General features: G+C 69.4%; 24 protein-coding genes. 11 read left to right on the top strand and 13 right to left on the bottom strand.

Annotation, left to right across the window (positions count from 1 at the left end):
* The first annotated feature begins 64 nt into the window (after positions 1-64).
* Positions 65-739, top strand: a complete 675-nt coding sequence (locus tag ACE3SG_RS05435) for a TetR/AcrR family transcriptional regulator (RefSeq protein WP_374562985.1) — start codon at positions 65-67, stop codon at positions 737-739.
* A gap of 30 nt (positions 740-769) precedes the next feature.
* Here ACE3SG_RS05435 and ACE3SG_RS05430 read toward each other — a convergent pair whose 3' ends face one another.
* From ACE3SG_RS05430 to ACE3SG_RS05415, 4 genes are all read right to left on the bottom strand, one after another.
* Entirely contained in the window at positions 770-2,011 is a 1,242-nt protein-coding gene (locus tag ACE3SG_RS05430) for an aminotransferase class III-fold pyridoxal phosphate-dependent enzyme (protein WP_374562984.1), read from the bottom strand.
* A 43-nt stretch (positions 2,012-2,054) separates the two neighbouring features.
* Positions 2,055-2,699 carry a LysE family translocator gene (locus tag ACE3SG_RS05425; protein WP_374562983.1) on the bottom strand — a complete coding sequence of 215 codons (645 nt, stop codon included), beginning with the start codon at positions 2,697-2,699 and terminating at the stop codon, positions 2,055-2,057.
* Positions 2,700-3,076: 377 nt separating this feature from the next.
* Positions 3,077-4,843, bottom strand: coding sequence for an arsenical pump-driving ATPase (arsA, locus tag ACE3SG_RS05420; protein ID WP_374562982.1), 1,767 nt, complete (start codon positions 4,841-4,843; stop codon positions 3,077-3,079).
* 105 nt (positions 4,844-4,948) lie between these two features.
* On the bottom strand, positions 4,949-6,115 hold the full coding sequence (locus ACE3SG_RS05415; protein ID WP_374562981.1) for an MFS transporter: 1,167 nt from the start codon (positions 6,113-6,115) through the stop codon (positions 4,949-4,951).
* A gap of 93 nt (positions 6,116-6,208) precedes the next feature.
* Here ACE3SG_RS05415 and ACE3SG_RS05410 point away from each other — a divergent pair, with 93 nt between their 5' ends.
* Together ACE3SG_RS05410 and ACE3SG_RS05405 are read left to right on the top strand one after the other, a co-directional pair.
* Positions 6,209-6,976, top strand: a complete 768-nt coding sequence (locus tag ACE3SG_RS05410) for a DeoR/GlpR family DNA-binding transcription regulator (protein ID WP_374562980.1) — start codon at positions 6,209-6,211, stop codon at positions 6,974-6,976.
* A 141-nt stretch (positions 6,977-7,117) separates the two neighbouring features.
* Positions 7,118-8,050, top strand: a complete 933-nt coding sequence (locus tag ACE3SG_RS05405) for a hypothetical protein (RefSeq protein WP_374562978.1) — start codon at positions 7,118-7,120, stop codon at positions 8,048-8,050.
* A 157-nt stretch (positions 8,051-8,207) separates the two neighbouring features.
* On the opposite strand, the gene ACE3SG_RS05400 is transcribed toward ACE3SG_RS05405, so the two are convergent.
* Entirely contained in the window at positions 8,208-9,035 is an 828-nt protein-coding gene (locus ACE3SG_RS05400; RefSeq protein WP_374562977.1) for an SDR family NAD(P)-dependent oxidoreductase, read from the bottom strand.
* Positions 9,036-9,077: 42 nt separating this feature from the next.
* Positions 9,078-10,049 carry a zinc-dependent alcohol dehydrogenase family protein gene (locus tag ACE3SG_RS05395; RefSeq protein ID WP_374563328.1) on the bottom strand — a complete coding sequence of 324 codons (972 nt, stop codon included), beginning with the start codon at positions 10,047-10,049 and terminating at the stop codon, positions 9,078-9,080.
* Positions 10,050-10,195: 146 nt separating this feature from the next.
* On the opposite strand from ACE3SG_RS05395, the gene ACE3SG_RS05390 reads away from it, so the two are divergent.
* The 4 genes from ACE3SG_RS05390 (at position 10,196) to ACE3SG_RS05375 (ending at position 14,066) form a co-directional block, all read left to right on the top strand.
* Complete coding sequence (locus tag ACE3SG_RS05390) at positions 10,196-11,044, top strand: LysR family transcriptional regulator (protein ID WP_374562976.1); 849 nt, start codon at positions 10,196-10,198, stop codon at positions 11,042-11,044.
* 980 nt (positions 11,045-12,024) lie between these two features.
* Entirely contained in the window at positions 12,025-12,813 is a 789-nt protein-coding gene (locus ACE3SG_RS05385) for a hypothetical protein (RefSeq protein WP_374562975.1), read from the top strand.
* Positions 12,814-12,840: 27 nt separating this feature from the next.
* Entirely contained in the window at positions 12,841-13,014 is a 174-nt protein-coding gene (locus tag ACE3SG_RS05380; RefSeq protein ID WP_374562974.1) for a hypothetical protein, read from the top strand.
* A 38-nt stretch (positions 13,015-13,052) separates the two neighbouring features.
* Positions 13,053-14,066 (top strand): hypothetical protein, encoded by a 1,014-nt coding sequence (locus tag ACE3SG_RS05375; RefSeq protein ID WP_374562973.1) that lies wholly within the window; start codon positions 13,053-13,055, stop codon positions 14,064-14,066.
* A gap of 54 nt (positions 14,067-14,120) precedes the next feature.
* On the opposite strand, the gene ACE3SG_RS05370 is transcribed toward ACE3SG_RS05375, so the two are convergent.
* The 3 genes from ACE3SG_RS05370 to ACE3SG_RS05360 form a co-directional block, all read right to left on the bottom strand.
* Positions 14,121-15,296: a DUF1566 domain-containing protein gene (locus ACE3SG_RS05370; RefSeq protein WP_374562972.1), complete on the bottom strand. Its 1,176-nt coding sequence runs from the start codon at positions 15,294-15,296 to the stop codon at positions 14,121-14,123.
* 155 nt (positions 15,297-15,451) lie between these two features.
* Entirely contained in the window at positions 15,452-15,919 is a 468-nt protein-coding gene (locus ACE3SG_RS05365; RefSeq protein WP_374562971.1) for a GNAT family N-acetyltransferase, read from the bottom strand.
* On the bottom strand, positions 15,920-16,048 hold the full coding sequence (locus ACE3SG_RS05360) for a hypothetical protein (protein WP_374562970.1): 129 nt from the start codon (positions 16,046-16,048) through the stop codon (positions 15,920-15,922).
* A gap of 90 nt (positions 16,049-16,138) precedes the next feature.
* On the opposite strand from ACE3SG_RS05360, the gene ACE3SG_RS05355 reads away from it, so the two are divergent.
* Complete coding sequence (locus ACE3SG_RS05355) at positions 16,139-16,852, top strand: GntR family transcriptional regulator (RefSeq protein WP_374562969.1); 714 nt, start codon at positions 16,139-16,141, stop codon at positions 16,850-16,852.
* A gap of 63 nt (positions 16,853-16,915) precedes the next feature.
* Positions 16,916-18,496 (top strand): dipeptidase, encoded by a 1,581-nt coding sequence (locus tag ACE3SG_RS05350; RefSeq protein WP_374562968.1) that lies wholly within the window; start codon positions 16,916-16,918, stop codon positions 18,494-18,496.
* An 85-nt stretch (positions 18,497-18,581) separates the two neighbouring features.
* On the opposite strand, the gene ACE3SG_RS05345 is transcribed toward ACE3SG_RS05350, so the two are convergent.
* The 4 genes from ACE3SG_RS05345 to ACE3SG_RS05330 all read right to left on the bottom strand — a co-directional run bounded on the left by ACE3SG_RS05345 (position 18,582) and on the right by ACE3SG_RS05330 (position 22,786).
* Entirely contained in the window at positions 18,582-19,949 is a 1,368-nt protein-coding gene (locus tag ACE3SG_RS05345) for a neprosin family prolyl endopeptidase (protein WP_374562967.1), read from the bottom strand.
* A 520-nt stretch (positions 19,950-20,469) separates the two neighbouring features.
* Complete coding sequence (locus ACE3SG_RS05340) at positions 20,470-21,315, bottom strand: extracellular solute-binding protein (protein WP_374562966.1); 846 nt, start codon at positions 21,313-21,315, stop codon at positions 20,470-20,472.
* The gene (locus ACE3SG_RS05335; RefSeq protein WP_374562965.1) at positions 21,312-22,064 is read right to left on the bottom strand and encodes a phosphate ABC transporter ATP-binding protein; all 753 of its coding nucleotides are present in this window, start codon (positions 22,062-22,064) and stop codon (positions 21,312-21,314) included. Before ACE3SG_RS05335 ends, ACE3SG_RS05340 begins: the two co-directional genes overlap by 4 nt.
* Complete coding sequence (locus ACE3SG_RS05330; protein WP_374562964.1) at positions 22,061-22,786, bottom strand: ABC transporter permease; 726 nt, start codon at positions 22,784-22,786, stop codon at positions 22,061-22,063. Before ACE3SG_RS05330 ends, ACE3SG_RS05335 begins: the two co-directional genes overlap by 4 nt.
* A 121-nt stretch (positions 22,787-22,907) precedes the next feature.
* On the opposite strand from ACE3SG_RS05330, the gene glp reads away from it, so the two are divergent.
* The gene (gene glp, locus ACE3SG_RS05325) at positions 22,908-24,194 is read left to right on the top strand and encodes a gephyrin-like molybdotransferase Glp (protein WP_374562962.1); all 1,287 of its coding nucleotides are present in this window, start codon (positions 22,908-22,910) and stop codon (positions 24,192-24,194) included.
* Between the two features lie 173 nt (positions 24,195-24,367).
* A complete protein-coding gene (locus tag ACE3SG_RS05320; RefSeq protein ID WP_374562960.1) occupies positions 24,368-25,468 on the top strand; it encodes a hypothetical protein in 1,101 nt (366 codons plus the stop codon).

The following is a 25,468-nucleotide window of genomic DNA, read 5'->3' as shown; positions in this document are numbered from 1 at the left end:
CGTGCGAAAAACTGCACAAACTTACTTGTAAACATACATGTCAGCCGGATATGGTCTTTGTGACATGAACAAGACCACAGTGGAATCGGTTGCACGGCCGATCCGGCATGAGCGGGTCCGCCGCGGCAGCGTGGACGACCAGCAAAAGCTGCGCCGCGAGATCCTCGATGCCGCCTTCGAGATCTACGGCCGCGACGGCCTGAACGCGCTGACGATGCGGGCGGTGGCGTCGGCGGTGGGCCTGTCGGCGATGGCGCTGTACCGCTACTTCGCCGACAAGTCCGAGCTGGTGCAGGGCCTGTGGGACTTCGTCATGAAAGACGTCTTTGCCGACGTCAGCGCGGCGGTCGACGCCGCCGGCGCGTCGCCAAGCGCGCGGCTGCGCGCCTGCACCGAGGCGGCGATGACCTACTGGGAAACGCACCCCGATCACTTTCGCCTCGTCTTCATGACCGAGCAGACGCTGGCGCCGCGCAAGGCCACCAGCGTGACCGACCTGCCCAGCTACCACCGGGTCGTCGACCTGTCGCTTGGCATTCTCGAGGCCTGGGCCGACGAGCTGGGCGGCGACCGCGCCGGCTGCCTGCTGGCGCGTGACCTGCGCATGTCGATGATGGTGGGCTACTTGCACGCGCGGCTGATCAACCGGCGCTACCCGTGGGCCGATCAGGCTGCGCTGCGGGCCAAGACGGTGGACACCATCGTCGATGCCGCCAGGGCCTGCCTGTGCCCGGCTTGACCGGCGTCGTCCCCGTCCTCGCCCTGGTCGTCAAGCCGTCGCGTGCAAGGCTTCGTCCAGCCAGGCGAGGGCCAAAGCCAGCTCAGCTGTGGTGGCGTTCAGGGCCGGCATCAGGCGCAGGCGCTCGGGCCGCACCGCGTTGAGCAGCAGGCCCTGGCCGGGGCGCTCGCGCAATGCGTCGGCCAGCCGCTGCGCGCGGCCGGGCTGCGGCAGCTCGAGCGCCAGCAGCAGGCCCTGGCCGCTGCACGGCGGGCCGCCTTCGCGCAAGGCCAGCGCGTCCAGCCCGTCGCGAAACTGCGTGGCCCGCTCGTTCATCGCGTCGATAAAGCCCGTGGCCGTCACCACCTGCAGCACCGCCAGCGCGGCGGCACAGACCAGCGGGTTGCCGGTGTAGGTGCCGCCCTGGTCGCCCGGCTCGAAGCAGCAGACCTCGTCCTTCGCCAGCAGCGCAGCGATCGGCACGCCGCCGCCCAGGCCCTTGCCGAGCGTCATCACGTCGGGCGTGATGCCGGCGCGCTGGTGCGCAAACAAGGTGCCGGTGCGGCCGATGCCGGTCTGCACTTCGTCGACGATCAGCAGCAGGCCCAGCTCGTTGCACAGCCGCCGCAGCGCGCGCAGGAAATCGGGGGTCGCCTCGACCACGCCGGCCTCGCCCTGGATCGGCTCCAGCATCACCGCCACCGTGCCGGGGCCGATCAGTGCGGTGACCGAGCCGATGTCGTTGAGCGTGGCCTTCGGAAAGCCCGGCACCTGCGGCGCGAACATCGTGTCGAAGCCGGGCTTGCCGCTGGCGCTCATCGTGGCCAGCGTGCGGCCGTGAAAGGCGTTGCGGAAAGTGATGATCTCGTGCGCACCGCCGCGCTTCTTGCGGCCGAACTTGCGCGCCAGCTTGATCGCACCCTCGTTGGCCTCGGCGCCGCTGCCGGCGAGAAAGCAGCGGCCGAGCCCGCTCAACGCGGTCAGCCGCTCGGCCAGCGCGATCGCCGGGGCGTTGTGCAAGCCCGGGCCCACGTGCAGCAGGCGGCCGGCCTGGTCGGCCAGCGCGGCGGCGATCTCGGGCGGTGCATGGCCGAGCGTGTTGACGGCCCAGCCCTGCACCAGGTCAAGGTAGCGGCGGCCTTGTGAGTCTTGCAGCCAGCTGCCGCGGCCTTCGGTGAAGACCAGCTGCGGGCGCTGCGTGAACGGCATCAGCGCGTGGATCGGGAAGTCGGCAAAGGCCTGCAGCGGGGCAAGGGGCATCGAGCCGGCCACGGGCGGGAGGGTCTGCAGCATCGGGGCGTCTTTCGGTTCGTGAAGGTGGGGCGTGTTCATCTGCTCAGGGCTGGCCGTGTTCGTGCCACAACAGGGCGGCGCCCATCGCGGCGAACGTGGCACCGCTGAGGCGGTTGGTGGCGCGCTGGGCGCGGGCCGAGCGCAGGCGCAGCAGGCGCGTTCGCAGGCGCATCACGCCGAGCATCAAGGCCAGGTCCCAGGCCAGCTGCAGCGCGACGAAGCTGGCGCCGAGCACCAGCAGCTGCTGCTGCGGGTGGCCGAGCTGCCGATCGACGAACTGCGGCATCAGCGACGCATAAAAGAGGATCGCCTTGGGGTTGGCCGTCTCGACCAGAAAGCCTTGCAGCAGTGCGCCGCCCGCGCGGGCCCGTGGCGCCGGCACCGGCGTGTCGGCCGCTTCAGCGACGGGCGCGAAGAAGGTCCGAATGCCCAGGCCGATCAGGTAGGCGCAGCCCAGGACACGCAGCGCCGCATCGGCCCACGGCGAGGCGGCCAGCAACTCGCCGGCACCGAAGGCCAGCGCGCCGGCGATCGCCAGGCCACCGACGGCCATGCCCACCGCATTGAGCAAGATGGCCCGCCTGGTCGACCGGGCGCCCACGGCCACGGCATAGGCGAACGACGGGCCGGGCAGGGCCAGGATGACGCAGCTGGCCACCAGGAACGACAGGTAGAGCGCCGTGTTCATGGTGCCGCCCCCTCGACGGTGGCGGCGGAGCGGGCGGCCGGGTGAGCGGTCGGGTGGGCGGGCCGACGCGGACGGCTGGGCATGGTGTGTGTTCCTTCATGGCGAGAGGCTGAGGGAACCACCAGACCCCGGCGTGGCCGCCGCGCCCGGCCTGTTGCGATGTGCTGCACCGCGGGCCGGAAACGACAAAGGCCACGAGGGGTCTCGTGGCCTTGGGGGTGAACGCCGTTCTGCTGGGGGCGACGTTCAGGCTGGACGAGTCCGCTCGACGGTCAGTCGTCGGGCGTTTCGTCGCAGCGAGAGCGGGCTGGGCAGGCGCGTGTTCACGAGGCACAGCATAACAGCGTCCGTGCGGGCCGCCGCGCGGTGCGCCGAACTCACGGCACCAACAGGCTCGACAGCCCCGGCAAACCGACCGGCGCTTGCGGCACCCAGGGCACGGCGAACGTGCGTTGCGCCAAGCCGGCGGCCAGGCGGGCCATCTGCCGCCGCTCGCCGTCCAGCCGGGCCTGCAGCAGCGGGTCGTGGGTGCCAGCGGCGAGGATGGACTTGTTGACCACCCACGCATACGGCTCGATGCGCGCGCGGCGCAGGTCGTCTTGCAGTGCGGCCGCCTGGGACACCGGCGTGACCTCGGGCAGGGTGACCAGGATGATGCGGGTGTAGCTGGCGTCTTGCAGCCGCATCAGCGGCGTGACCACGCGCGCCGAGGCCTTGCCCTCGAACTCGCGCGTCATCTGGCGGTGGTAGGCGCCGGTGGCGTCCATCAGCAGCAGCGAGTGCCCGGTGGGGGCCGTGTCGAGCACCACGAAGGCACTGCGCGCCTCGCCCACCGTGCGCGAAAACGCGTGGAACACGGCCACCTCTTCGGTGCACGGTGATTGCAGGTCTTCGAGCAGCAGGGCCTGCTGTTGCGCATCGAGCCCCGGCGAGCGGGCCGCCATGATCTTGTCGATGTAGCGCTGCGTTTCTGCCTTGGGGTCGATGCGCCCGACCTGCAGGCCCGGCATGTCGCCGTCGAGCGTGATGGCCAGGTGCGATGCCGGGTCGGTGGTGCTGAGGTGCACCGCATGGCCCCGTTGCACCAGGCCGATGGCCAAGGCCGCGGCGATGGTCGTCTTGCCCACGCCGCCTTTGCCCATCACCATGATCAGCCCGCGCCCGGCAGCCGCCAGCTCGTCTACCAACGCGCTCAAGTGCGCGGCGGGCAGCGGCGGCGCATCACCCAGGGGCCGTGCGTGCTCGCCGGCGGGTGGCGCATCGGTCAGCAGTGCGCGCAGGGCGGGCAGGCCCACGGTGTCGAAGGCCCGCAAGGGCACGGTGCTCTGGGGCAGGGCGCGCAGGTCGGCGGGCATGGCGGCCAGCGCCTGTTGGCCCAGGGCCTCGATCGCGCTCGCCACGCGGTCATGGGGGTCGGTGGCCTTGAACAGGCCGTTGATCACCAACTGCTGGTGGGTGAGCCCCAGCGCGCGCAATTCGATCGAGGTGCGGGCCGCTTCGGCCAGCGCGCTGTGCTCGGGGCGTGCCACCAGCACGATGGTGGTGAGCGCGGGGTTGCACAGCGCGGCGAGCGCGGCATTGAAGCGCGCCTCCTGCATCTTCAGGCCCGAATGCGGCCCCAGGCATGATGCGCCGCGGTCGTTGTCCTTCAAGAACCCGCTCCAGGCCTGCGGCAGGCTCAGCAGGCGCAGCGTGTGGCCGGTCGGCGCGGTGTCGAAGACGATGTGGTCGTACGCGGCGGCGTCGCCGGCCAACAGGCTCGAGAACTCGTCGAACGAGGCGATCTCGGTCGTGCACGCACCCGACAACTGCTCGCGCACCGTGGCGCACTCGGCCTCGGTGGCGTGGGCCTGCATCTGCGCCAGCACACGCTGGCGGTAGGTTTCGGCGGCCACGCCGGGGTCGATGTTGAGCACCGACAGCCCCGGCGCGCTGGGCACCGGCACGGGGCTGTTGCGCAGCTCGATACCGAGCATTTCATCGAGGTTCGATGCGGCGTCGGTGCTGACCAGCAGCACCTGCTTGCCCGCATCTGCCAGCGCCAGTGCGGTGGCGGTCGACAGCGAGGTCTTGCCGACGCCGCCCTTGCCGGTGAAGAACAAATGCCTGGTCGGCTGGTTCAAGCCCAGGGCTTTGATCGGCATGGCAACGGGTCCCTTCGCTGGGTGTTCGAGGGCGCCAGCCCAGTCAACAGGGGGCCGGCGGCCGGGCCACTGTGCACCGGTTCGCGCGGGCGTGTCCAGCGCGGGTCACGCGGCGGCTTGCGGTGCCGGCTCGTCGAGATGGCGCGACAGCAGCGCGATCGCCGCGGCCAGCAGCGCCACCAGCAGCAGCGCGATGCGCAGGCTGGTCAGGTGCGCGAGCCAGCCGATGACTGGCGGGCCGAGCAAGAAGCCGCCATACCCGAGCGTGGCCATCGCGGCAATGCCGTGGCCGGGGCTGTGGCGCGAGCGCCGGGCCGCGGCGCCAAAGACCAGCGGCGCCACCACCGCCACACCGAGGCCGACCAGCACGAAGGCCAGCATCGTCAGGCCCGGGTGCTGGGTACCGATCGCCAGCGCCAGCACGACGGCCGCCGCCGCATTGCCCAGCCGCAGCATGCTGGCCGCCCGCCAGCGCGCCACCAGCTTGTCGCCCGCCAGGCGCAGGCCCATCATCGCGAACGAGAACGCGGCGTAGCCGAGCGCGGCCTTCGCGGCGGTGGTGCCCAGCGTGTCCTTCAGGTAGACGGCGCTCCAGTCGGCCATCGCCCCTTCGATCAAGAACGCGCACGACACGATCGCGCCCAGGCCCAGCATGGCCGGCTCGGGGAGAGCGAAGCGCGGGCCGGTTTCGGCTGGCTTGGCCGCCAGGTCGGGCAGCCAGGGGCGCGCCAGCAGCAGCACCACCGCCAGCGCGCAGGCCACCGCGATGATGTGGTTCTGCGGCGTGACCCCGTGCTGCGCCATCAGCCCACCCAGGCTCGCGCCGCACAGGCCGCCGGCGCTCCACAGCCCGTGCAGGCCCGACATGATGGGCTTGCCCTGCCGCGCCTCGACCTCGACCGCCAGCGCGTTCATCGCCACGTCCATCGCGCCGCTGCCGGCGCCGAGCAGAAACAACGTCAGCGCCAGCACCGGCAGCGAGCCCACCATCACCGGCTGCGGCAGCGCATAGCAGTAGAGAAAGCCGGTCGCCAGCGTCAGCGTGCGGGCGCTCAGGTAGCCCAGGCCGCGGCCGGCGAGCTGAAACGAGCACAGCGCGCCGAGGCCCATCGCCAGCAGCGCCATGCCGAGCTGGCCTTCGCTCAGCAGCAGCGCGTCGCGCACCGCGGGGATGCGCGACACCCAGCTCGCAAAACCAAAACCGTTGACGAAGAAGACCGCCGCGCAGGCCCAATGCTCGGCGCGGCGGACGGGGGAGGCAGAGTCGGTCAAGCGGGGCTCCTGCTCATCAATGATCGAGCAAATACATTCAAAGTCGAGCACATTAGAGCATGGCGCGGTGGCGCGTCCAAGTAGAATCTGGCAATGACCCGACAGCCGAAATTGCCGCCGCGCTTCAGCGAAGAGCGCCACGCCCGCATCCTGAAGCAGCTGCAGGAAAAGGGGCGCGTGGAAGTGCTCGGTCTTGCTCGAATGATGGGGGTCTCCGAGCACACGATCCGCCGCGACCTGCTCGACCTGCAGGCCCAGGGGGCGCTGCACAAGACCCACGGCGGCGCGGTGTCGCTCGACACGGCGCGGCTGAACTTTGCCGAGCGCTCGGGCGTGCTGGCCGATGCCAAGCGGGCCATCGGCCGCACCGGCGCGGCGCTGATCGAGCCCGGCCAGACGGTGATCATCGACGCGGGCTCGACCTCGCTCAGCCTGGCGCGCGCGCTGACGGTGCGCCCGGTGACGGTGATCACCAACTCGCTCGACGTCGCGGCCCTGTTCGACCAGGACCCTGGCGTTCAATTGGTACTGACCGGCGGCACCTGGCACGCGCAGTCGCGCGCGCTGTGGGGGCCCGCCGCGCGCGAGATGCTGCAGAACTGCCGCGCCGACTGGGCCGTGCCCGGCGCCTGCTCGGTCGACCTGGCGATGGGCGTGACGGTCACCGACGAAGCCGACGCCGCCACCAAGCGCGCGATGATCGCCGCCGCTTCCCGCACGCTGGTACTGGCCGACCACTCTAAGCTGCACAACGTGTCGCCCTTCGGCGTGGCGCGCTGGCCCGACGTGCACACGCTGGTCAGCGACCGGCCGTGGCCCGATGTGGAGGCGCTGGGGGTCAGGGTGGTGGTGGCGGACTGAGGCAAGGCCGAACAAGGCCCTCGCGGGGACTTATTCAATGTCACCCTAACGCGCCAAGTTGCAGACTGCGTGGCCCCCGAAGCAGGGGAGCGGTTCGGCCGCTGGGCCATGCCTTGGCCACGGGCATGTATCCTTTTGACGATGCCACATCGCGCTTGGATCGTCGACGCCGTCGGCGCACCGACATTCGACCGGCTGGTCGAAGGGCTCACGGGGTCGGAGCTCCAGTCGCTTCTGCTCGAAGTGATGCACGCGCGCGCCTCGGCGCGCACCGCGAAGGACCTCGCCGCTCAATATCGGCGCGACCCTTTCTGCGCACCGGCGCCGGTCGACCAGCGCGCGATGCTGGCGATCGACAGCCACCTGCTGGCAGCCGCAGAGCGCTTCGAGGCGATCGAAGTCTCGCCGGTTGCGCCCTTGGGAACATGCTCGGTCGTCGGGCTGACGGATCAGAACCGGGTGCTGTCGGCGTTGAGGGCCAGCGAGGTCGTCTCCGACCCGACCAACGTTCTGGCGCTCGAGTGTGCGCAGCAATTGCAGGCGAGCCCGAAGACGGAGGTTCACCTCGCAACGAGCCACCGGGTGGTTCGCGCACAGCCGGTGCCGAAGCAACCAGGCTATGCGCAGCACTTCCGGCTGTTCGCCCTCGCCAGCGCAGGCGTCGAGCGCAAGGATCACGCCTTCACGATCGACACGCTGGCCCTGCATGTGCGCACGCTTCTCGCGGCCTTCACTCGGCTTGAGCAGGCCGGATACGCCCTGGGCCAACGGCGCGTGGAAATCCTGTCGTCCACCGAAAGACGCCCCCTGGGCGACCACCTGGCCCGTCTGCTCGATGCCGAGCACCGCCCGCTGGAACACCCCTATTACTCCGGCGGCCTGCGCTACCGGATCTGGGTGAGCGGGATCTGGGTGAGCGTGCCCGGCTGCGAGGACGAAGAATTGCCGCTCGCCGATGGCGGGACCTTCGATTGGCTGCAGCAACTCGCGGCCAACCGGCGCGCGGTCTTCGTGGGAAGCGGCCTCGGCTCGCAATTGATCGCTCTTCGCTGTGGGCCCAAGCGAACGGCCTGAGCCGGGCGGTCGGCGACCCGTCGGCGAAGGTGAGTTGGTGCTGTCCGCCGGCGAGGCGGATTGCCCGTGTGAGCTTGCAGCCGCATCGGATGGTGCCGGCGGGAAGGGACTCCATCAGCAGTCGACGCAACGCACCCCTGTCGACCTCAGACGTCGCTCAATCCGCCTTCCGGCTCAGCCACGCCCACTCCCCGTCTGCTTCGGCCCTGGCGCGATTCGCGTCAACGCCCTGCGACAGCACGGCACTTCCGGCCAACAGGCGAACCGGCGGGTTCTCCAGTTCCGCGATGGAGAGGACGAGGGCGGCTACGCGGGCAGGATCCGCGTAGTCGTCCGCATATCCGTCCGCACTCATCATCGCGATGACCGCGCCTGCCGTGCCCACATACGGGGGGCTCGAGGGATACAGGGTGACCGAGGAGTCCTTCGCGAAATCCGTCCTCATGCCACCCGGCTCGACCGCCGTCACATGGATGCCCAGCGGCTCTACCTCCAGCGCGAGGGACTCCACGAACCCGGACAGTGCCCATTTCGTTGCGTAGTACGCGGCGGCGCCCGGCGTCGCGATTCGCGCGCCGATGGACGATATCTGGATGACATGACCCGATCCCTGCTCACGCAGGACAGGCAACGCTGCCTTGATGACGTGCACACTTCCCATGAAGTTCGTCGCGAACTGTGCCTCGATCGCGGCCGGCGGCATGTCCTCCACCGCCCCCACGTTCGCAAAGCCAGCGTTGTTGACCACGACGTCGAGCCGGCCGAAGCGAGCCACGCCGTCCGCGACGGCGCGCTGCGCCGCGGCGTAGTCGGTCACGTCGAGGGCGACCGGCAGGACGCGATCGCCATACTGCGCCACGAGGTCCTGGAGCCTTCTGGGGTCGCGGGCGGTCGCGACCAATTGGTGCCCTGCTTCAAGGACGGCGAGAGCGATGCTGCGGCCCAGGCCGCGCGAACTGCCCGTCAGGATGAATGTCTTCGGCATATGGCCTCCAGGTTCAACGGGATGAGGGATGAGGGATGCTGTTCACGGCAGGACGTCAACAACGACCTTGCCGCGCGCACTGCCGCCGGCGACCCTCGCGTGTGCAGCGTCGACGGCATCGAGAGCGAAACGCATCGGATCAAGCAGCGGCTTGAGCAGCCCGGCTTCCGCCAGCGCGGTGGCCTCCGCCAGGATCTCCCCGTGGTGCTCGCGGAACTCGCCCGTCAGGATCGGAAGGAGAGCGAAGACGCCCGAGTACGTGGCTCCCCGGAACGACAGGGGTGCCAGACTGTGCGTGCCCCATCCGAGCGACGTCACCACGTGTCCCGTATAGCGGCGCGCGGCCGCAAGCGATGCATCGAGCACCGGCCCCCCGACCGTGTCGAAGACAACATCGAACCCGTGGCCCCCGGTGTATCGATCTACATACGTCTCGACCGGTGTCGTCTCGAAATCGATCGGCGTGGCGCCGATGGAGCGGATGTAGTCCGCCTGGGACGCGGTGCCTGTCGCGAAGACCTCGGCGCCGCGCGCGCGTGCCAGTTGCACCGCAACGTGCCCCACGCCACCGGCGCCGCCGTGCACCAGCACTTTCTGGCCGCTGCGCACGTTGGCACGGTCGACGAGGCCCTCCCAGGCTGTGATGAACACCAGCGGCAGGGCCGCAGCCTCGCGCATGGTGAGGTTGTCGGGCTTGCGTGCGATGAGCTTCGCGTCGACGGCCGCGTAGTCCGCGAGACTGCCTTGCACACCGCCTATGCCGCCAGTGAAGCCGTAGACCTCATCGCCGACGTAGAAGGACGCCACGCTTTCGCCCACGGCCTCGACGGTACCGGCAAGGTCCATGCCGAGGACGGCCGGAAGCGGATGCCGGGCGTGCGTGGCCAGGCCAGCCCGGATCTTCGTGTCGAGCGGGTTGACGCCGCTCGCATGGATTCGGACCAGGACTTCGCCCGCGCGCGGGATGGGCTTGGGCAGGGCGTTGGCGGAAAAGGGCGCGTTGGCTTCGGGCATCAGCATGGCACGCATCTCGGCAGCATGAAGGGCGGGCATGGACATTCCTCGTTTGCGGTTGAAGGTGAGCCAGTGTTGGTCATTCGAAGTTGAATGGGAATTCACCAAAATGTAGACCTACCATTCAGTTTTGTATGATCTCCGCCATGAACTGGGATGACGTGCGTGTCTTTCTGGCCATCGCCCGGGCCGGCACGCTGAGCGCGGCTGCACGCGCGCTCGGCCAGAGCCAGCCGACGATGGGCCGGCGCCTCAATGCGCTGGAGGCGTCGTTGGGACAGGCCCTGTTCCAGCGAACGGCAGAAGGCTTCGTGCTGACCGATGAGGGAGCCTCGGTACTCGCGGACGCGGAGCGGATGGAGGCAGATGCGCTCTCGTTCTCGAGGCAACTCGAAGGTGCCGGCTCCCGCCTCGAAGGCATGTTGCGCGTGTCGGCCTCTGACTGGTTCGGCCTGCACGCGATCGCACCGGTCTGCGCGGAGCTCGCGACGCTGCATCCCCGCATCACCGTCGAATTGCTCACGGACGCCCGGCTCTTCAGCCTTGCGCGCCGTGAGGCCGACCTGGCGGTGCGCATCGTGCCGTTCGACGAGCCCGACGTCATCCAGCGGCGGCTGATGCACGTGTCCTATGCCCTCTATGCGTCGACGAGTGGCCCGCCCCTGGCGGACCAGGAGCAGCGGCTCGTGACCATGGACGTGGGGTTCAGCGAGATGCCCGACGCGATCTGGCTGCGCAGCCATTACCCGCGGGGACGCGTGGCATTTCGCAGCAACAGCAGGCACGTGCAGGCGGTGGCCTGCGCTGCAGGTGTCGGCGTGGCGGTGCTCCCTTGTTTGCTGGGCGACTCCCATCCCGGGCTGCGTCGTGTGGATCTGGATTCGCCCCCGCCCGGGCGCGACGTGTGGCTGGGGTATCACCGCGATCTGCGACGGCTTCCCAGACTTCGTGCATTGACGGAACTGCTGATCGAGCGGCTTGGCAACGCACCTTGATGTGGCGGGTTTAGCAGGACCGGAACAGGCTGCATCGCAACTCCGGGCACGCGACGGCGCGGCTTTCACGCGGGCTTGGTTTTGGCTTCAGGCGCGGCCAGCCCGCCCGCCCCTTTGCAGAACCGTGGCGGTAAGGCAGGGCGAACAACCACCACCGTGGCCTTCGCGGCGGGCGGTACCCGCTGGGGGCGAATGGGAGCGCCGAAGCGCACAGCGTTCGTGGCAGCGAGCGCCAGCGAGCCTCGTCATCTGACTCGCGGCCGTTGGTCGAGCGCAGCGAACGCAGTGAGCGCAGCGAGTTCGGCCGCGGCCACGAGCGCGAGCACTGCAGGGCACCCTCGGCTGCTAGCCGAGGGCGCGGACTCTGAGCCCCCAGCGGGTGCTGCCTGCCGCGACACGCCAAGGTTGCGCACAGGCTGAACCTGTCATCGTTTTGTCATGCGACCGCCGCCAAAGTGCGGAGCAGATGAAGACCAACAACAAGAACCATAACAAGATCATCACCGAGGGAGGGCCGAAGGGGTGAGCGGCCAGGGGTTGCGCCAAGGCAGTGCCGTTGGACGATCCCTCGAAGCAACTTTCTCACCCCGGCGCCCAGGCTTCGCCACGCAACCGGACCCGGTTGCCACACTGGCGTGGCGCACGGCACCGCGAGAGCCCGGGAGGGCGACTCGACGTGACCTCGAAGCTCCACGCCCGCCTTCTGCCCACTTCGCCGCCGCGGCCTCGCGCCTCGCGCGAGTGATCCGCGCATCGTCAAGGCGAAGCACCACCGCCGCCAGCCCTGCGCAATGCCAGGGCCTGGCCGGCACCACCACCAGGACATGGGATGTCGGCCCCGCCAAGAGGGCCGCCGTCCGCGTTGTCGCGACCTGCACCGACGCGACGAACGTGCCGAGCGAGGTGCGCACGACTTTTCAACAACACATCTTCGGAGGAGAACCAAAGCCATGAATCACGAGGGAAAGAACAGCCACCCCATGACGCAGCTGCTGGAGCCTGCCACGCGCGCGATGGGCGTGCGGGTTGCCGCGGCGTGTGCCGCCGTCGTCGCGCTCGGGCTGCTGGGCAACGTCATCTGGAGCGCTGCGGTGGCCGGCGCCGGGCTGCTGGTGCTGGGCGGCATCTGCATCGTCGGCATCGGCTTGCTGCAGGCGCTGCCCCTGCTTGGGCAGAAGTGGGAGAACAAGCTGCTGGCGTTGCGCAAGCAAGAGGCGCGGCTCAACCCGATCGAACAGCTGCAGAGCTTCATGGCGCAGAAGGCGCAACGGGTGCAGCAGTTCAGGGCCTCGGTGATTGCGATCGGCACGCAGATCAAGTCGCTCGAGCAGATGGTGGCCGACCGCAAGAAGCAACGGCGCGACTACGACGCCGCGAAGCAGGAGCGGCAGATCGAGGCGATGCAAGCGGCGCACGCGCGCCTGATCGACAAGCTGCAACGGGCTGAGATCGCGCTGCAGTTGCTCGCAGAGAAGGTCGAGGACAAGAAGTTCGAGTGGAAGTTCAGCCAGGCCGGGCAGGCCTCGCTGAAGAGCCTCAACGCCTCGGGCGGGCAGGAGCTGGTCGAAGAGATGCTGGCCGACGAGGCCTTCGACAGCGTGCGCGACAACTTCAACCAGGTCTTCGCCGAGCTGGAGCTCGAGTCGGCCCACCTGAGCATCGGCACGCCGATCGATCCACTGGACGGCGAGGCATGGGGCCTGCCGACGGTCAGCCTCCCGGCGCGGCAACAACCGGTGCCACGCCGGCACAACACGATCAAGAACTGACGAACAACGAAAGAGAGGAGGAAAGCGATGTTCTGGACCACATTGAAATGGGGCGCCACCGCGGTGCTGCTGGTCGTCTTCGGCCTGGCGCTGTGGCGGGCCGCCGCCTCAGGCAACGAGACACCCGACGGCGGGCCGGCCACCAGCGCCAACCCGAGCGCACCGCCAGACAACCCACCACCCAAGAAGTTCAACTTCTGAACAGACCCGACACAGATCAATCAGGAGATTCAAAACACATGAACCAACCACGCATCCAACACCTCACGGGCCTGGTGGCCCCCATGCTGATCGTCTTCGGCGCGACCAGCGGCGCGCAGGCCGCGCGCGACCCCGATGCCCCCGCGGCGGCCTGCACAGGCCTGAAGGTGGCCACCGGCGCACTGGGCAAGGGTTACGCCAAGCTGTTCGCCGACATGAAGACGGTCTGCGGCGCGGCGGTGCCGCTGTGCGAGGTCAACACCGAAGGCGGCCTGGACAACCTCAACGCGCTGTCGACGAAAGAGGCCGATATCGGGATGGCACAGATCGACACCTGGGCGACGATGAAGCTGGGCGACGAGAACATCAACGGCCTGCAAGGGGTGCTGGCCCTGAACTTCAACTACCTCCACGTGGTGACGGCGTCGCGAGGTTTTCGCATCACGGGGGCGGCGAAGTGGGGTGGCCTGTCGAAAGAGGACGATCAGGTCGTCACGATTCAGCGCCTCTCGGACCTGCGCGGCCGCCGGGTCGCCCTGGTTGGCTCGGCCCAGCTGCTGGGGCGCCAATTGGACCGGGCGCTGCAATACAAGATGGACCTGGTCGACGTCGAGACCGACGGCAAGGCCTTCGCCATGGTGCGCGACGGCAGCGTGGCGGCCGCCTTCTCGGTGAGCGGCTGGCCAAGCGGCACGCTCAAGCATCTCAAGCAGGACTCGGGCCTGACCCTGGTGCCCTTCGACGTGCAGACACCGAGCCCTCAGATGAACGTGCGCACGCTCAACTACCGCGGCCTGGGTGTGTACAACAACAACGCGCTGGCGATCCCCAACGTGCTCTTCACGCGGCCTTTCAAGGGCGACAAGGCGGGCGAGGTGGCCAAGCTCAAGGCCTGCCTGGTGGGCAAGCTGGGCGAGCTGCAAGAGGGCTCGTTCGAGCCGGGGTGGAACGAGATCAAGGACACCAACAGCACCTACGAGGTGCCGCGGTTCGGCACGGCATCACCGCAGAGGCCGGTGGCCGAAGGCAGCGGGGTGAAGAAGAAGGGCTGACGGGGGGCAGAGCGGCGGGGGCGCGAGGCTACTCCCGCCGCTCCCGCCGCTTCTTCAGCGCCCGTCCCGCACCAGGCGCACGGCGGAGGGGAACTCGTGATCGGACAGCCCGGATTCGCCGTAGTCCGCCCAGACGATCGGCGAGGTCGACGCCGTGTCGGGGAACATCTGCGTCGTGGACGTCCAGTAGGTGATGTCGGCGGGGGTGCCGGGGAAGGCCCGGCCGTCGAAAGAGACGCCGGTCAGCCGGGTGTCCACGATGCTCAGCATCTCCTTGAAGTTAGGCATCCGGTAGCCACTGCCGGCCTGCTGCGCCAGCGCCAGGGCCGCGTGCCAATCGAGCGTGATCGGCGAGCCGACGCAGGTCTCGCCTTGCACCACCTGCCCCTCGCTGCAACGCCGCCAGACGAGATCGGTCACGCGGTCGTGCACCTCCTGGCCGTCGGCGGACACGACGTATCGGGCGAGCTCCGGGGCCGGCCGTTCGCCGCGCACGAGGCGCACGGCAAATCGCGCCTTGCGCCCCCACGGCGCGACGTAGCCGGTGCCGAAGTACGCGAACCAAGCCAGGCCGGCAACCTCTGGAATGTCGGGTGCGCCACCATCAGCGCTCCAGTAGCCGCCGGCCTGGGTGTCGGGGAAGAACGTCGAATCGATGGTCGGGCCGGGGTAGGCGACGCTGATGTTGACGAGCGAGAACAGCTCGATCAGGTGGGGCAGGCGCCAATGGCTGCTGCCGCACAGGCCGCCGCTGCGGTTGACGGCGTGGACGTAGCCGGCGGCATCCGACGGCTTGCCGTAGCGCGGGTCCTGCGGCTGCCGTTGGGTGTAGACGCGGCGCCAGTCGCGCAGCCCGCCGTCGTCCGTTTTCAGCTCCCAGGTCAACCCGGTGACCCGGTCATGGTTGCAGCCCCAGTCGTTGGGCCCTTGGCCCCGCGCCGGGCGCGCCGGGCAGTCGCCGGTGCCGGCTGGCTCGCCGCTGTTGCACACCCGGACGAAGGCGAAGCCGGCGGCGCCGTCGGCCGAGCCGGGGTGGGTGGCGTCGCGCCCGAACGCCGCGTCCTGGCCGGTGCCGGCGCACTGGTGGGTCCACTGATCCAGGGGATCGGCGCACAGCGTCAGGCCCGTGTCGTTCAGGTGGGGGCGAAGCGACTGCGCATGGCTGGCCATCGGTGTCGTGCCCATTGCGGCGATGGCGGCCGCGGCAAGCCAATGTCGGATCGGGTGCATCAGGGCGCTCCTCGTCTGCTCGCGACCGGGGGGCTGCGAGATCGTTGGCTCTTATCTCACCGGCCCGGTGCGTGGAGATTGCGCAGGATCAACCGGTGCGGCGGTGGCCAGCCGCGCGCCAATGACGCGCCCGCTCATCGGCGCTGCCGAAGGGGTCAACGCCATCGGACATGGCGTTTCATGACCACCGCCGGGGTTTCGCGAATCAGCGTGCGATCGAAGGCCTGCCAGCCCAGCCGGCGGTAGAGCGATTCGTTGCGTGGCGTGAAGAGGAACAGCTCGGCGAAGCCGAGCCTTGCGCACTCGGCCGCGGCGCGCTCGGCCAGGGCCGAGGCGATGCCGCGGCCGCGATGAGTTGGCGCCACGTAAACGGCCGAGAGCCACGGGCCCAGGTGGTCGTGCGTGAGCGTGCGGCGAACCACGCTGGCACAGCCCCACAAGTGGCCATCGCCCGAGTGCGCCACCAGGCACATCGGAAGCGCGTCCCGCTGCACCGTGGTCTGCAGCGTGAGCCATCGGTCTTGCAGGGTCTTGCCCGGTGCGAGATGGCCGAAGGCCTCGTGGTGCCAGGCGGCGATGGTCTGCATCCAGCCCGGATGGTCGGCGAGGTGGTCGATGCGCATTCAGGCCTCTGCTGCCGCAAGCACCTGCGCACGCAGGCCGAGCTGGCTGAACAGGATCGGCACCGATTCGGGCGCCGGGTCGAGCCCCGCCAGTTGCGTGTGGGGCGCCACGTGGTCGTTCGATGTCAATGTCGATCTCCTGAGGCTTGAAGACACGTGCCCGAAAAGAATAGATAACTCGGCGCGGCCTTCGACTGCGTGAACAGTGCGATCGAGTCTATGCTCCTGATCAATGAAGTTAGCTGTTTGATCGATCTAGATAATCTACAGATGGGATTGCCGAGGAAGCCGCGCGCCAGCACCGCAGAACACATCGCGCTGGCCTTGCGAGATCGCATCGTCTGCGGCGAGATCGCGGCCGACAGCGCGCTGCGGCAAGACCAGGTCGCGCAGGAGTTCGACTCCAGCCACGTGCCGGTGCGCGAGGCCTTTCAGCGGCTGCAAGCCCAGGGGCTGGTGGTGGCACTGCCGCGGCGCGGCGTGCGCGTCGCGCCGCTGGACCTGGCGTCGATACGCGAGACGGTGGAGATTCGCACCGCGCTCGAAGGTTTGGCGTTGCGAAGCGCGGCGCCGCAGATGACCGAGCAAGATGTTGCCGCGCTGGAGGCTGCACAACATCAATGCAACGCTGCGGATTCGCTCGAGGCCTGGGACGCGGCCAACCGCGCATTCCATCGTGCACTGGTGGCGCCATGCCGCATGCCGCGCTTGCTGCAGATGCTGGACCACCTGCAACTGGCGAACTCGCGCGTCGTCTTCGCCGCCGGTCGGACGAAAGGCTGGCGGCCCCGCTCGAACCACGACCACCAGCTGATCATCGACGCCTTGAAGGCCGGTGATGCAGATCGGGCGACGAGCCTGTTGAATCGCCACATCGGGACGATGGAGCGGGTCGGATTTCCGACCGTCGACGCCGGCGATGCCAGGGCTTGAGGGTGCAACAGGCCCTAGCATCACGGCCTCTGTCACGACCATTTGCACCAGGAGACATTCGGCATGTGCACTGTCATTGCCGTTGGCCCGCAGGCCAGCGCCGACGGCTCGACCTGGCTGTCCCATTCGGACACCGGGCCTGACTCCCGCATCCGCAAGGTGGCCGCGCAGGACCATGCGCCGGGCTCGCTCGCCGCGGTGCATTGGGGCCTGCAAGAGATTCGCAGCCCCGACCTGCAGCACCACGGCGAGGTGATCGGCCACATCGAGCAGGTCGCCCACACGCACGCCTACTTCCACTCGGCCTACTCGCACATCAACGAGCACCAGCTGGCCCTGGCCGAAAGCACGACCTCGCAGCGGCCGGAGCTGCAGTGCCCCCGCGGCGAAGGCGAGCAGATCATGACCATCGAGCAGGCGATGGTCTTCGCGCTCCAGCGCTGCCGGCGTGCGCGCGAAGCGGTGGCGCTGGTCGGCGAGCTGATGGAGCGCCATGGCTTCCTCAGCAGTTGCGGCGATGGCAGCGAGTTGCTGGTCGCCGCCGATCCCGGCGAGATGTGGGTCTTCGAGGTCGTCGGCGTGGGGCGGGGTTGGCAGCGGGCCAGCGGTGAGCCGGGTGCCATCTGGGCGGCTCGCCGCATCCCCGACGACCATGTGCTGATGGCCGCCAACTGGAGCGTGCTGGCCGAGATCGACGTCGACGATCACGAGAACGTACAGGCCTGCGCACACCTGCGCAGTTTTGCCCAGGCCCGCGGGTGGGCCCGGCCCGACGACGATGGCCGGCGGTTCAACTGGCGCGATACCTACTGCCCGATTCCCCGCGAGTGGGCCACCGGGCGGCTGTGGGCCTTCTACAGCGACGTGACTCCCAACCTGCGGGCCTGGCCCCAGCGCCGCCTGGAGAGCGGGCAGAGTTGGCGCACGCTCGACGCCTATGGCCAGGAGGTGGAGCCGCTGGACATTTACCCGATGTCGGCCAAGCCGGAAAGGCGATTGGCGCGCGAAGACCTGACCAGGTTTCACCGCTCGGCGCTCGAAGGCACGGTGTACGACACGACCGAGCAGCCGGCCTGGTACGTGATGGACGAGAAGGGCCAACTGGCCAAGAGCCCGCTGGCCACGCCGTTCCCGGGCCCCGAGTTGCGGCGCCTGCTGAAGCTCACACCGAGGCGGCCGGTGGCGCGCCACTTCGGCCACTACACGGCCTTCTGCCAACTGCGCCGCGACCGCCCGGACGATGTCGCCGGCGTCTACTGGGTGGCCCTCGACAACCCGCTGGTGAGCACCTGGGTGCCGATCCCGCTGGCCACGAGCAGCGTGCACGAGAGCTTCAGCACGCACGACCCTGAGCAATTCAGCGAAGCCTCGGCGCGCTGGTGCATCGACTTCGTCGACAACCTGATGCGGCTCGAGTTCCAGACCGCGCTGCCCATTCTGCAGAGCCTGCGCGAGCCGTTCGAAGCCGGGCTGCTGGCGCGTTGGGCCCGCCTCGATCAGCAACTGGCCGAAGAGCCCGACGCGCGGCGCCGCGCCGACGCCGCGACGGCATTCGTGCATGCCGTGATGGGCGAGCTGCCGTTGCTGTACCGGCAGATTCGCGAGCAGATGCTGGTGCGCCTGACCAACAACCGGTGGGTGTGAATGCAGCATCCCCGGCAAGCGGGCCGCAAGAGGCCCGTCTGCCGGGGACGCGATCGGGCCGGCCTGCGCCGGCCCCGCCACAGGCTCAGGGGCAGCCGGTGCCGTAGCCTTCACCACCGAAGTAGAAGTAGGTCTTCCACGCGCCGGTGCTGGTGGCAACGTCGATGTCGTAGCAGGCCGACTTGGTGCGCGTCTCGGTCAGGCTCGGTGTGGTGTACACGTTGCTGGTGTTCACGTAGCGGATCGTGCGCTGGTAGGCCGCGTAGCCGAAGCCGGATGCGGGCTTGTAGCCGCTGCCCATGTCGGTCTTGGTGTGGCGGCCGCTAGGGGAACTGTTGATGATCTCGCCGCCGAAGTCGACCTTGGCTGCCTGGTTGCGGATGCCGCTGGTGTCGTACAGCGTGCGTGGGTAGTAGCCGGCGTAGACGTCGCCCACCTTGATCCACCAGTGGCCCAGCGTGCCGTCCTTGTAGATCAGGATCTTTTGGGCGTACTGCGTGCCGTTGACCTGGCTTTGGTTGGTGTAGTAGCCGCCGATGGCCACGTCGCTGTTGGTCTGCACGAAGTCGTCGCAGGTCAGGTCGTAGCAGCCGGTGTTGGCGTAGCCGTCTTGCGTCGAGTAGATGAACAGGTGCGCATCGGACTTGTGCGACGACACGCGGTTCGGGTAGACCTGCCAGCCGGCTTCGATGGTCTCGACCGGGCTGCCGCCGACGACCCAGATCTGCGACAGCGAGAACTCCGACGGCAGTTCGGTGAACGCCTTCCAGATGTTCAGCGTCGACTCGGCCCCCCAGTTCGCGACCGACTGGTAGGCATGGGCGTACTCGTGCACGCTGGCCAGTGTGTTCCAACCGTCGCTGTTGGTGACCTGCCCGCGCTTGCTGCGGAAGTGCTCGAGCGACTCAAACGCAGCCAGGCGCGGCAGCGTCAGGCGCTTCATCGGGATCGTGCCCTTGGCGCAGCTCTTGGCGTGGCCTTCGGCATCGACATCGGTGCTCGCCGCTGACAGGAAGATGCCGGGGTCGCGCTGGTGGCGGTCGTTCATCGCGCGGTCGGTGTCGTCAGTGCCCGCTTCGGCCAGCGGCTCGGCCGGCAGCATGCTGGGCTTGCTGACCCAGTTGGCCGCGGTCAGGCCGTGTCGGCGCGCGCCGGGCTGCGTCAATGCGTCGACACAGTCGAACACCTCGCCGGGCGACAGCTCGAAGTGGTGCTTGGCGACGACGCCGTCGTAGTGCGAGCGCAGATAGGCTTTCATGCGTTCGAACTGGGCGTTGTCACGCACGCGGGCACCGGGCCGGCCGATGAAGTTGCCGATCTGCTCGGCGTCCATCTGCGACAGAGATTCAGCCAGCGTGGGCGTGGCGGCCTGGGCGGCCAGCGGCAACGCGGCGGCGATCAAGCCGGCAAGCAGCAGGCGGCGCGGCAGCGCGTGAGAGAACGAGGTGGTCATGTAGGTGGCTCCCTGAATGAATGTGAAGGCTCGGAGCGCCGCCAACACATCGTCAGCGGCCTCCTTCACAAATACGGAGCCACGGTGCCCAAACCGGACACGGGCAGGGCACCCAGATGGGGGATGCGCGCGCCTTGAACTAGGGCTTGCTAACACTACGGAGACCCGATGCGTTGTCACCAGAACAAGTCGAGCGCAAGGCGCAAAACGAAGCCGGGGTGCTGCCTTGCAGGCCGCGACCTCGCGGCGCTCGGTCCCTTCACCAGGCAGGACCAGTCCTCAGGACTGCTCCTGTCCGGGTTCAGCCCCGGCGAGGCTTTGCAACGCCGCGGTCGGCTGTTCTGGTGGCAACCCTTCGGGAACGGGCCGTGCAGGGCGCATGGCGTCGTTGCCCACCTTGCCCAGGCAGCAGCCTGGGCGGCGGCGGGCGCCTTGCCCCTGCATCCCTGCACGACCCGTTCGCACGGGCCTCCGTAGTGTTAACAGGCCCTAGGGGCGACGCAGCGCTGCGTGAGGGGCCCTACGGCCGGTTGGCGTTCGGGAAGAAGGCCTGTTCGCCGCCCACCTGGTAGGCCGCGATCGAGGCCTGGCCGGCCGGGCTGGTGAGCCAATCGGCAAAGCGCTGGGCCAGGGCCTGCTTCACATGCGGGTGCTTGGCCGGGTTGACCACCATCACGCCGTACTGGTTGAACAAGGCCTTGTCGCCTTCGACCACGATCGCGAGATCGCCGCGGTTCTTGAACGCGAGCCAGGTGCCGCGGTCGGACAGCGCGTAGGCGTTGCTGCTGGCGGCCATGTTCAGGGCCGGGCCCATGCCGCAGCCGCACTCGCGGTAGCCCGCCGGCTTGGCCTTGGCGAGGTCGATACCGGCGTTCTTCCACAAGCGCAACTCGGCGGCGTGGGTGCCGCTCTTGTCGCCGCGCGAGATGAACACCGCGTCGGGCTTGGTGGCCAGTTTGGCCAGCGCCGCGGCGATGTCGCGGCCCTTCGCGCCGGCGGGGTCGCTGCGCGGGCCGATCAGCACGAAGTCGTTGTACATGACCGGCCGGCGCTCGACCGAGAAGCCCTCGGCGACGAACTTCTCTTCGGCCGCGGTGTCGTGCACCAGCACCGCGTCGGCGTCGCCGCGGCGCGCCAGGTCCAGCGCCTGGCCGGTGCCCACGGCGACCACGCGCACCTCGATGCCGCTGGCCTGCTTGAAGGCCGGCAGCAGGTGGCTGAACAGGCCCGATTGCTCGGTCGAGGTGGTCGAGGCGACCACGATGAACGGGTCGTCGGCGGCCGTGGCGCCCGTCCACAGTGCACCGGCGAGCAAGGCCACCAGGGCGCGGCGGCCGGCGTTGATCATCACGTTGTACTTCGTCATGCCCACACCATCTCTCCTTTGAGGAACAGCTGCGCCTCGGGCGGCAGCGTGTTGCTGTTGCTGAAAAATTCGTGCGCCGGCCGTTCGACGACCAAGCGCCCACCCTCGAGATAGGCCACCCGCTGCGCCAGCCGCTTGGCTTGGCCCAGGTTGTGGGTGGCCAGCACTACGGTCATGCCCTCGGCCGCGAAGTCTTCGATCAGTTGCTCGACCTCGCGCTTGGCGCTCGGGTCGAGGCTGGCGGTCGGCTCGTCGAGGAACAGGATGTCTGGCCGCAGCGCCCACGCGCGCGCCAGCGCCAGGCGCTGCTGCTGGCCGCCAGACAACTCTCGCGCCGGCCGCGCCGCCAGCGCGGCCAGGCCGACACGCTGCAGCGCGCGCTCGGTGGCCACAGCCCGCTCGGCGCGCGGCACGCCGTGCAACCACAGGCCGAGCGAGACATTGCGCCGCACCGACAGGCGCAGCAGGAACGGCCGCTGGAACAGCATCGCGCCGGTGGCGGGCCGGCCCTCGGGTTGCAGCGCATGCCGGCTGCATTGCCCCTCGCTCGGCGTCACCAGCCCGTGCAGCAGGCGCAGCAAGGTGGTCTTGCCCGAGCCGTTGGCGCCGACCAGCGCCAGCCGGTCGCCCCGGTGCAGCGCCAGGTCGATGTCGCGCAGCGCCGTCACCGCGCCGAAGCGCACGCTGGCGCGCTGCAGGCTGACCAGCGGCGGCGTGGTCACCGTGGCCGAAGGCGGCATGCGCGTCATGCGGCCCAGGCCTCGCGCCTCTGGCCGGCGGCCTGGGCGGCGCCGTGCAGCGCGGCCACCGCGAGGTTCAGCAGCGCCACCACGCCCAGCAGCACCGCGCCCAGCGCCAGCGCCAGCGCCAGATCACCCTTGCTGGTCTCGAGCGCGATCGCGGTCGTCATCACGCGTGTGACGCCGTTGATGTTGCCGCCCACGATCATCACCGCGCCGACCTCGGACACCGCGCGGCCGAACGCCGTCAGGCCGATCGTCAGCACCGCGCGCCGCTCGTGCAGCAGCATCAGCAGCGCGGCGGCGAAGGGGCCGGCGCCGAGCGAGCGCAGCTGGTCGCCGCCTTCGGCCAGGGCGTCTTGCACCAGGCGGCGCGTCAGCGCGGCGATCAGGGGCAGCACCAGCACCGCCTGGGCGAAGACCATCGCGGTCGGCGTGAACAGCAGGCCCCAGGCGCCCAAGGGCCCGGCGCGCGACAGCAGCAGGTAGACCAGCAGGCCCACGACGACCGACGGCAGCGCGAGCAGGGTGTTGAGCACCCACACCACGCCGCGCCAGCCGGGAAAGCGCGCCACCGCGAGCCAGGCACCCAGCGCCAGGCCCCCCACGGCGCCGAGCGCGCAGGCCAGCAGGCTCACGCGCACCGACAGGCCGACGATGCGCCACAGCTCGGCATCGCCGTGCCAGACGAGTTGGGCGGCGAGTTGAACGCTGTCGGTGAGGGTGGACACCGGCGCATTCTGGGTCGCCGGCGCCCGGCTTGACGATATGCAGGCCGTTGCATACATCGTGGCTCGCACGCATGGCCGCGGCGCACAATGTTCGCCAACCCGTCATCCATCGAACCGCCGCATGGCCACCAACACCCCGGAACTGGGCCCGTCGCCGCTGGCCCGCGGCGACGCGCAGATCAGCGTTGCCGAAGCACGCGCCCGCATCGCTGCCAGCCTGGCGCCGATCAGCGGCCACGAACAACGGCCGTTGGCCGAGGCACTGGGCCGCGTGTTGGCCGACGACGTGGTCTCGCCGATCGATGTGCCGGCGCACGACAACTCGGCGATGGACGGTTTTGCCTTCCGCGGCGTCGAGCTGCAGGCCGATGGCGAGAGCCGCTTCCGGGTGGTCGGCGCGGTGATGGCCGGTGACGCGGCGCCGGTGGCCACGGCCGCTGGCGACTGCGTGCGCATCATGACCGGCGCGGTGATGCCGGCCGGGCTGGACACGGTGGTGCCGCTGGAGCTGTGCCGCGAAGAGGGCGGTGTGGTGCACATCGCGGCCGGCGTCATCCACGCCGGCGAGAACCGCCGCCGCCGGGGCGAAGACCTGGCGCAGGGCAAGCCGGCGCTGCGGCGCGGCCGTGTGCTGCGGCCGGCCGATCTGGGGCTGGCGGCGTCGCTCGGGCTGACGCAGGTGCCGGTGATGCGGCGCTTGCGCGTCGCGTTGTTCTCGACCGGCAACGAGCTGCGCGAGCCGGGCCAGCCGCTGGGTGCCGGCTGCATCTACGACAGCAACCGCCACAGCCTGGCCGCGGCGCTGCGCCGCATGGGCGTGGAGGTGATCGACCTCGGCCTGGTGGCCGACGACCGGGCCGCGCTCGAGGCCACGCTGGCCCGCGCGCTGCGCGAGGCCGATGTGGTGCTGACCAGCGGCGGCGTCAGCATGGGCGATGCCGACTACACGCGCGACCTGCTGGCCAGCATGGGCGAGGTGGCGTTCTGGAAGGTCGCGATGCGCCCGGGCCGGCCGTTCGCCTTCGGGCCCTTGCGGCGGCCCGACGGCGGCGACCCGGCCTGGCTGTTCGCGCTGCCGGGCAACCCGGTGGCGGCGCTGGTCACCTTCTACGCCTTCGCGCAAGAGGCGCTGTGGACGTTGGCCGGCGCGGTGCAGCCGCCGATGCCGCGGCTGAGCGCGCGCTGCGCCACGCCGATCCGCAAGCGGCCGGGGCGCACCGAGTTTCAGCGCGCGGTGGTCGAAGCCGCGCCCGAAGGCGGCTGGCAGGTGCGCCTGACCGGCTCGCAGGGCGCGGGCATCCTGCGCAGCATGAGCGAGGCCAATGCGCTGCTGGTGCTGGGGCACGAGCAGGGCTCGGTGGCGGCGGGCGAGTGGGTCGAGGTCTGGCTGTTCGACGGGCTCGTGTGAGGCGGTAGCGCCGCGCCAAGGGTGTGGCATCTGCCGCACTTCTTCCTTGTTAGGGGTGTTGCACGGGGGCCTGGCTTCCTAGAGTGCCCGTGGCCGGCGCTTGCCGGCACAAACGAGGGTTAGGTGTCGCAGAGGACCGGCGCCTGGCCTGCATACCAACAAGGAGAGATGCAATGAACGAGAAGATCCATACCGGTGCCTTCGCGGTGCTGTCCGCGTTGCTGGCGCTGTCGTCCAGCGGGGCCCAGGCGGTGACCTTCAGCTGCAAGCCGCTGATGGACGGCTCGGCCTCGGCCGGCGATTCGCAGATGCATGCGGGCGCCATCAACAACCGCCAGCAGGTGGTGGGCTTTGCTTTCGCGCCGTACGAGGGCGAATACGGCTTCGGCGCGGCGACTTGGGGCAAAGATCGGCAAGCCGTGCGCCTGAACGACGAGGCCGGCGGCTTCACGGTCCACTCGGATGCCAACGACATCAACGACGCCGGCCAGGTGGTCGGCGACATCTACGAACGTGGAGGCCGCGAGCGCGCCGTGACCTGGGTCGACGGGCAGATGAGCTTCCTGCCCAACCTGGCCGGCGACCAGGGCGGGGGTGCTGCGCTGGCGATCAACAAGAAGGGCCAGATCGTCGGCCGCAGCCACGCCTTGCTGGCCGGCCAACTGGTGTGGCGCGCGACGCGCTGGTTCAATGGCGCGCCCGTGGACCTTGGCGCGCTGAAGAAGAACGGCGAGAGCATCGCGTTCGGCATCAACGACGCCGGCGTGGTCATCGGCGCCAGTGACGTGGCGGGGCAGGTGGGGGCGGTGCCGGTGCGCTGGGTCGGCCACAAGATCTCGGCGCTGCCGCTGCCAGCGGGTGCCGCCGGCACGGCCTCGGGCATCAATGCGGCGGGCACGATCGTCGGCTCGGTCATCGCGCAAGGCGACACGCACCGGACGGCCTACGCCTGGCAAGGCGACCAGGGTGTCGCGATGAGCAAGCGATCGGCAGATACCGACACCTATGCCGAGGCGGTCAACGCCCAAGGCGTGGTGATCGGCTCGGAGCTCGCGCCAGGCGCCAGCTACGGCGTGCCACTGTACTGGGCTGCGGTTGATGCGCAGCCGGTCGACCTGAACGAGCTGGTCGGCCCGGCCGGCTGTGTCGACGCGTTTGGCCAGGCCCGTCAACTGATCGGCGCCCGTGACATCAACGACAACGGCGTCATCATCGCCACCGCCGTCAATCCCAGCGACTACCGCTCGTATTCGTTTCGCTTGACGCCGCGTTGA

This window comes from Ideonella sp. (genome assembly GCF_041914305.1).
In the GTDB taxonomy this organism is placed as follows: Bacteria; Pseudomonadota; Gammaproteobacteria; order Burkholderiales; family Burkholderiaceae_C; genus Ideonella.
Note: the sequence above shows the minus strand (reverse complement) of the source record. Positions and strands in the feature narration are given on the sequence as shown.

Bases quoted from the DNA above. Each gene is read 5' to 3' on its own strand.
- ACE3SG_RS05435 (WP_374562985.1), top strand. From the start codon at position 65: ATGAACAAGACCACAGTGGAATCGGTTGCACGGCCGATCCGGCATGAG.
- ACE3SG_RS05430 (WP_374562984.1), bottom strand. From the start codon at position 2,011: ATGCTGCAGACCCTCCCGCCCGTGGCCGGCTCGATGCCCCTTGCCCCG.
- ACE3SG_RS05425 (WP_374562983.1), bottom strand. From the start codon at position 2,699: ATGAACACGGCGCTCTACCTGTCGTTCCTGGTGGCCAGCTGCGTCATC.
- arsA (WP_374562982.1), bottom strand. From the start codon at position 4,843: ATGCCGATCAAAGCCCTGGGCTTGAACCAGCCGACCAGGCATTTGTTC.
- ACE3SG_RS05410 (WP_374562980.1), top strand. From the start codon at position 6,209: ATGACCCGACAGCCGAAATTGCCGCCGCGCTTCAGCGAAGAGCGCCAC.
- ACE3SG_RS05405 (WP_374562978.1), top strand. From the start codon at position 7,118: ATGCCACATCGCGCTTGGATCGTCGACGCCGTCGGCGCACCGACATTC.
- ACE3SG_RS05400 (WP_374562977.1), bottom strand. From the start codon at position 9,035: ATGCCGAAGACATTCATCCTGACGGGCAGTTCGCGCGGCCTGGGCCGC.
- ACE3SG_RS05395 (WP_374563328.1), bottom strand. From the start codon at position 10,049: ATGCCCGAAGCCAACGCGCCCTTTTCCGCCAACGCCCTGCCCAAGCCC.
- ACE3SG_RS05390 (WP_374562976.1), top strand. From the start codon at position 10,196: ATGAACTGGGATGACGTGCGTGTCTTTCTGGCCATCGCCCGGGCCGGC.
- ACE3SG_RS05385 (WP_374562975.1), top strand. From the start codon at position 12,025: ATGACGCAGCTGCTGGAGCCTGCCACGCGCGCGATGGGCGTGCGGGTT.
- ACE3SG_RS05380 (WP_374562974.1), top strand. From the start codon at position 12,841: ATGTTCTGGACCACATTGAAATGGGGCGCCACCGCGGTGCTGCTGGTC.
- ACE3SG_RS05375 (WP_374562973.1), top strand. From the start codon at position 13,053: ATGAACCAACCACGCATCCAACACCTCACGGGCCTGGTGGCCCCCATG.
- ACE3SG_RS05370 (WP_374562972.1), bottom strand. From the start codon at position 15,296: ATGCACCCGATCCGACATTGGCTTGCCGCGGCCGCCATCGCCGCAATG.
- ACE3SG_RS05365 (WP_374562971.1), bottom strand. From the start codon at position 15,919: ATGCGCATCGACCACCTCGCCGACCATCCGGGCTGGATGCAGACCATC.
- ACE3SG_RS05355 (WP_374562969.1), top strand. From the start codon at position 16,139: ATGCTCCTGATCAATGAAGTTAGCTGTTTGATCGATCTAGATAATCTA.
- ACE3SG_RS05350 (WP_374562968.1), top strand. From the start codon at position 16,916: ATGTGCACTGTCATTGCCGTTGGCCCGCAGGCCAGCGCCGACGGCTCG.
- ACE3SG_RS05345 (WP_374562967.1), bottom strand. From the start codon at position 19,949: ATGACCACCTCGTTCTCTCACGCGCTGCCGCGCCGCCTGCTGCTTGCC.
- ACE3SG_RS05340 (WP_374562966.1), bottom strand. From the start codon at position 21,315: ATGACGAAGTACAACGTGATGATCAACGCCGGCCGCCGCGCCCTGGTG.
- ACE3SG_RS05335 (WP_374562965.1), bottom strand. From the start codon at position 22,064: ATGACGCGCATGCCGCCTTCGGCCACGGTGACCACGCCGCCGCTGGTC.
- glp (WP_374562962.1), top strand. From the start codon at position 22,908: ATGGCCACCAACACCCCGGAACTGGGCCCGTCGCCGCTGGCCCGCGGC.
- ACE3SG_RS05320 (WP_374562960.1), top strand. From the start codon at position 24,368: ATGAACGAGAAGATCCATACCGGTGCCTTCGCGGTGCTGTCCGCGTTG.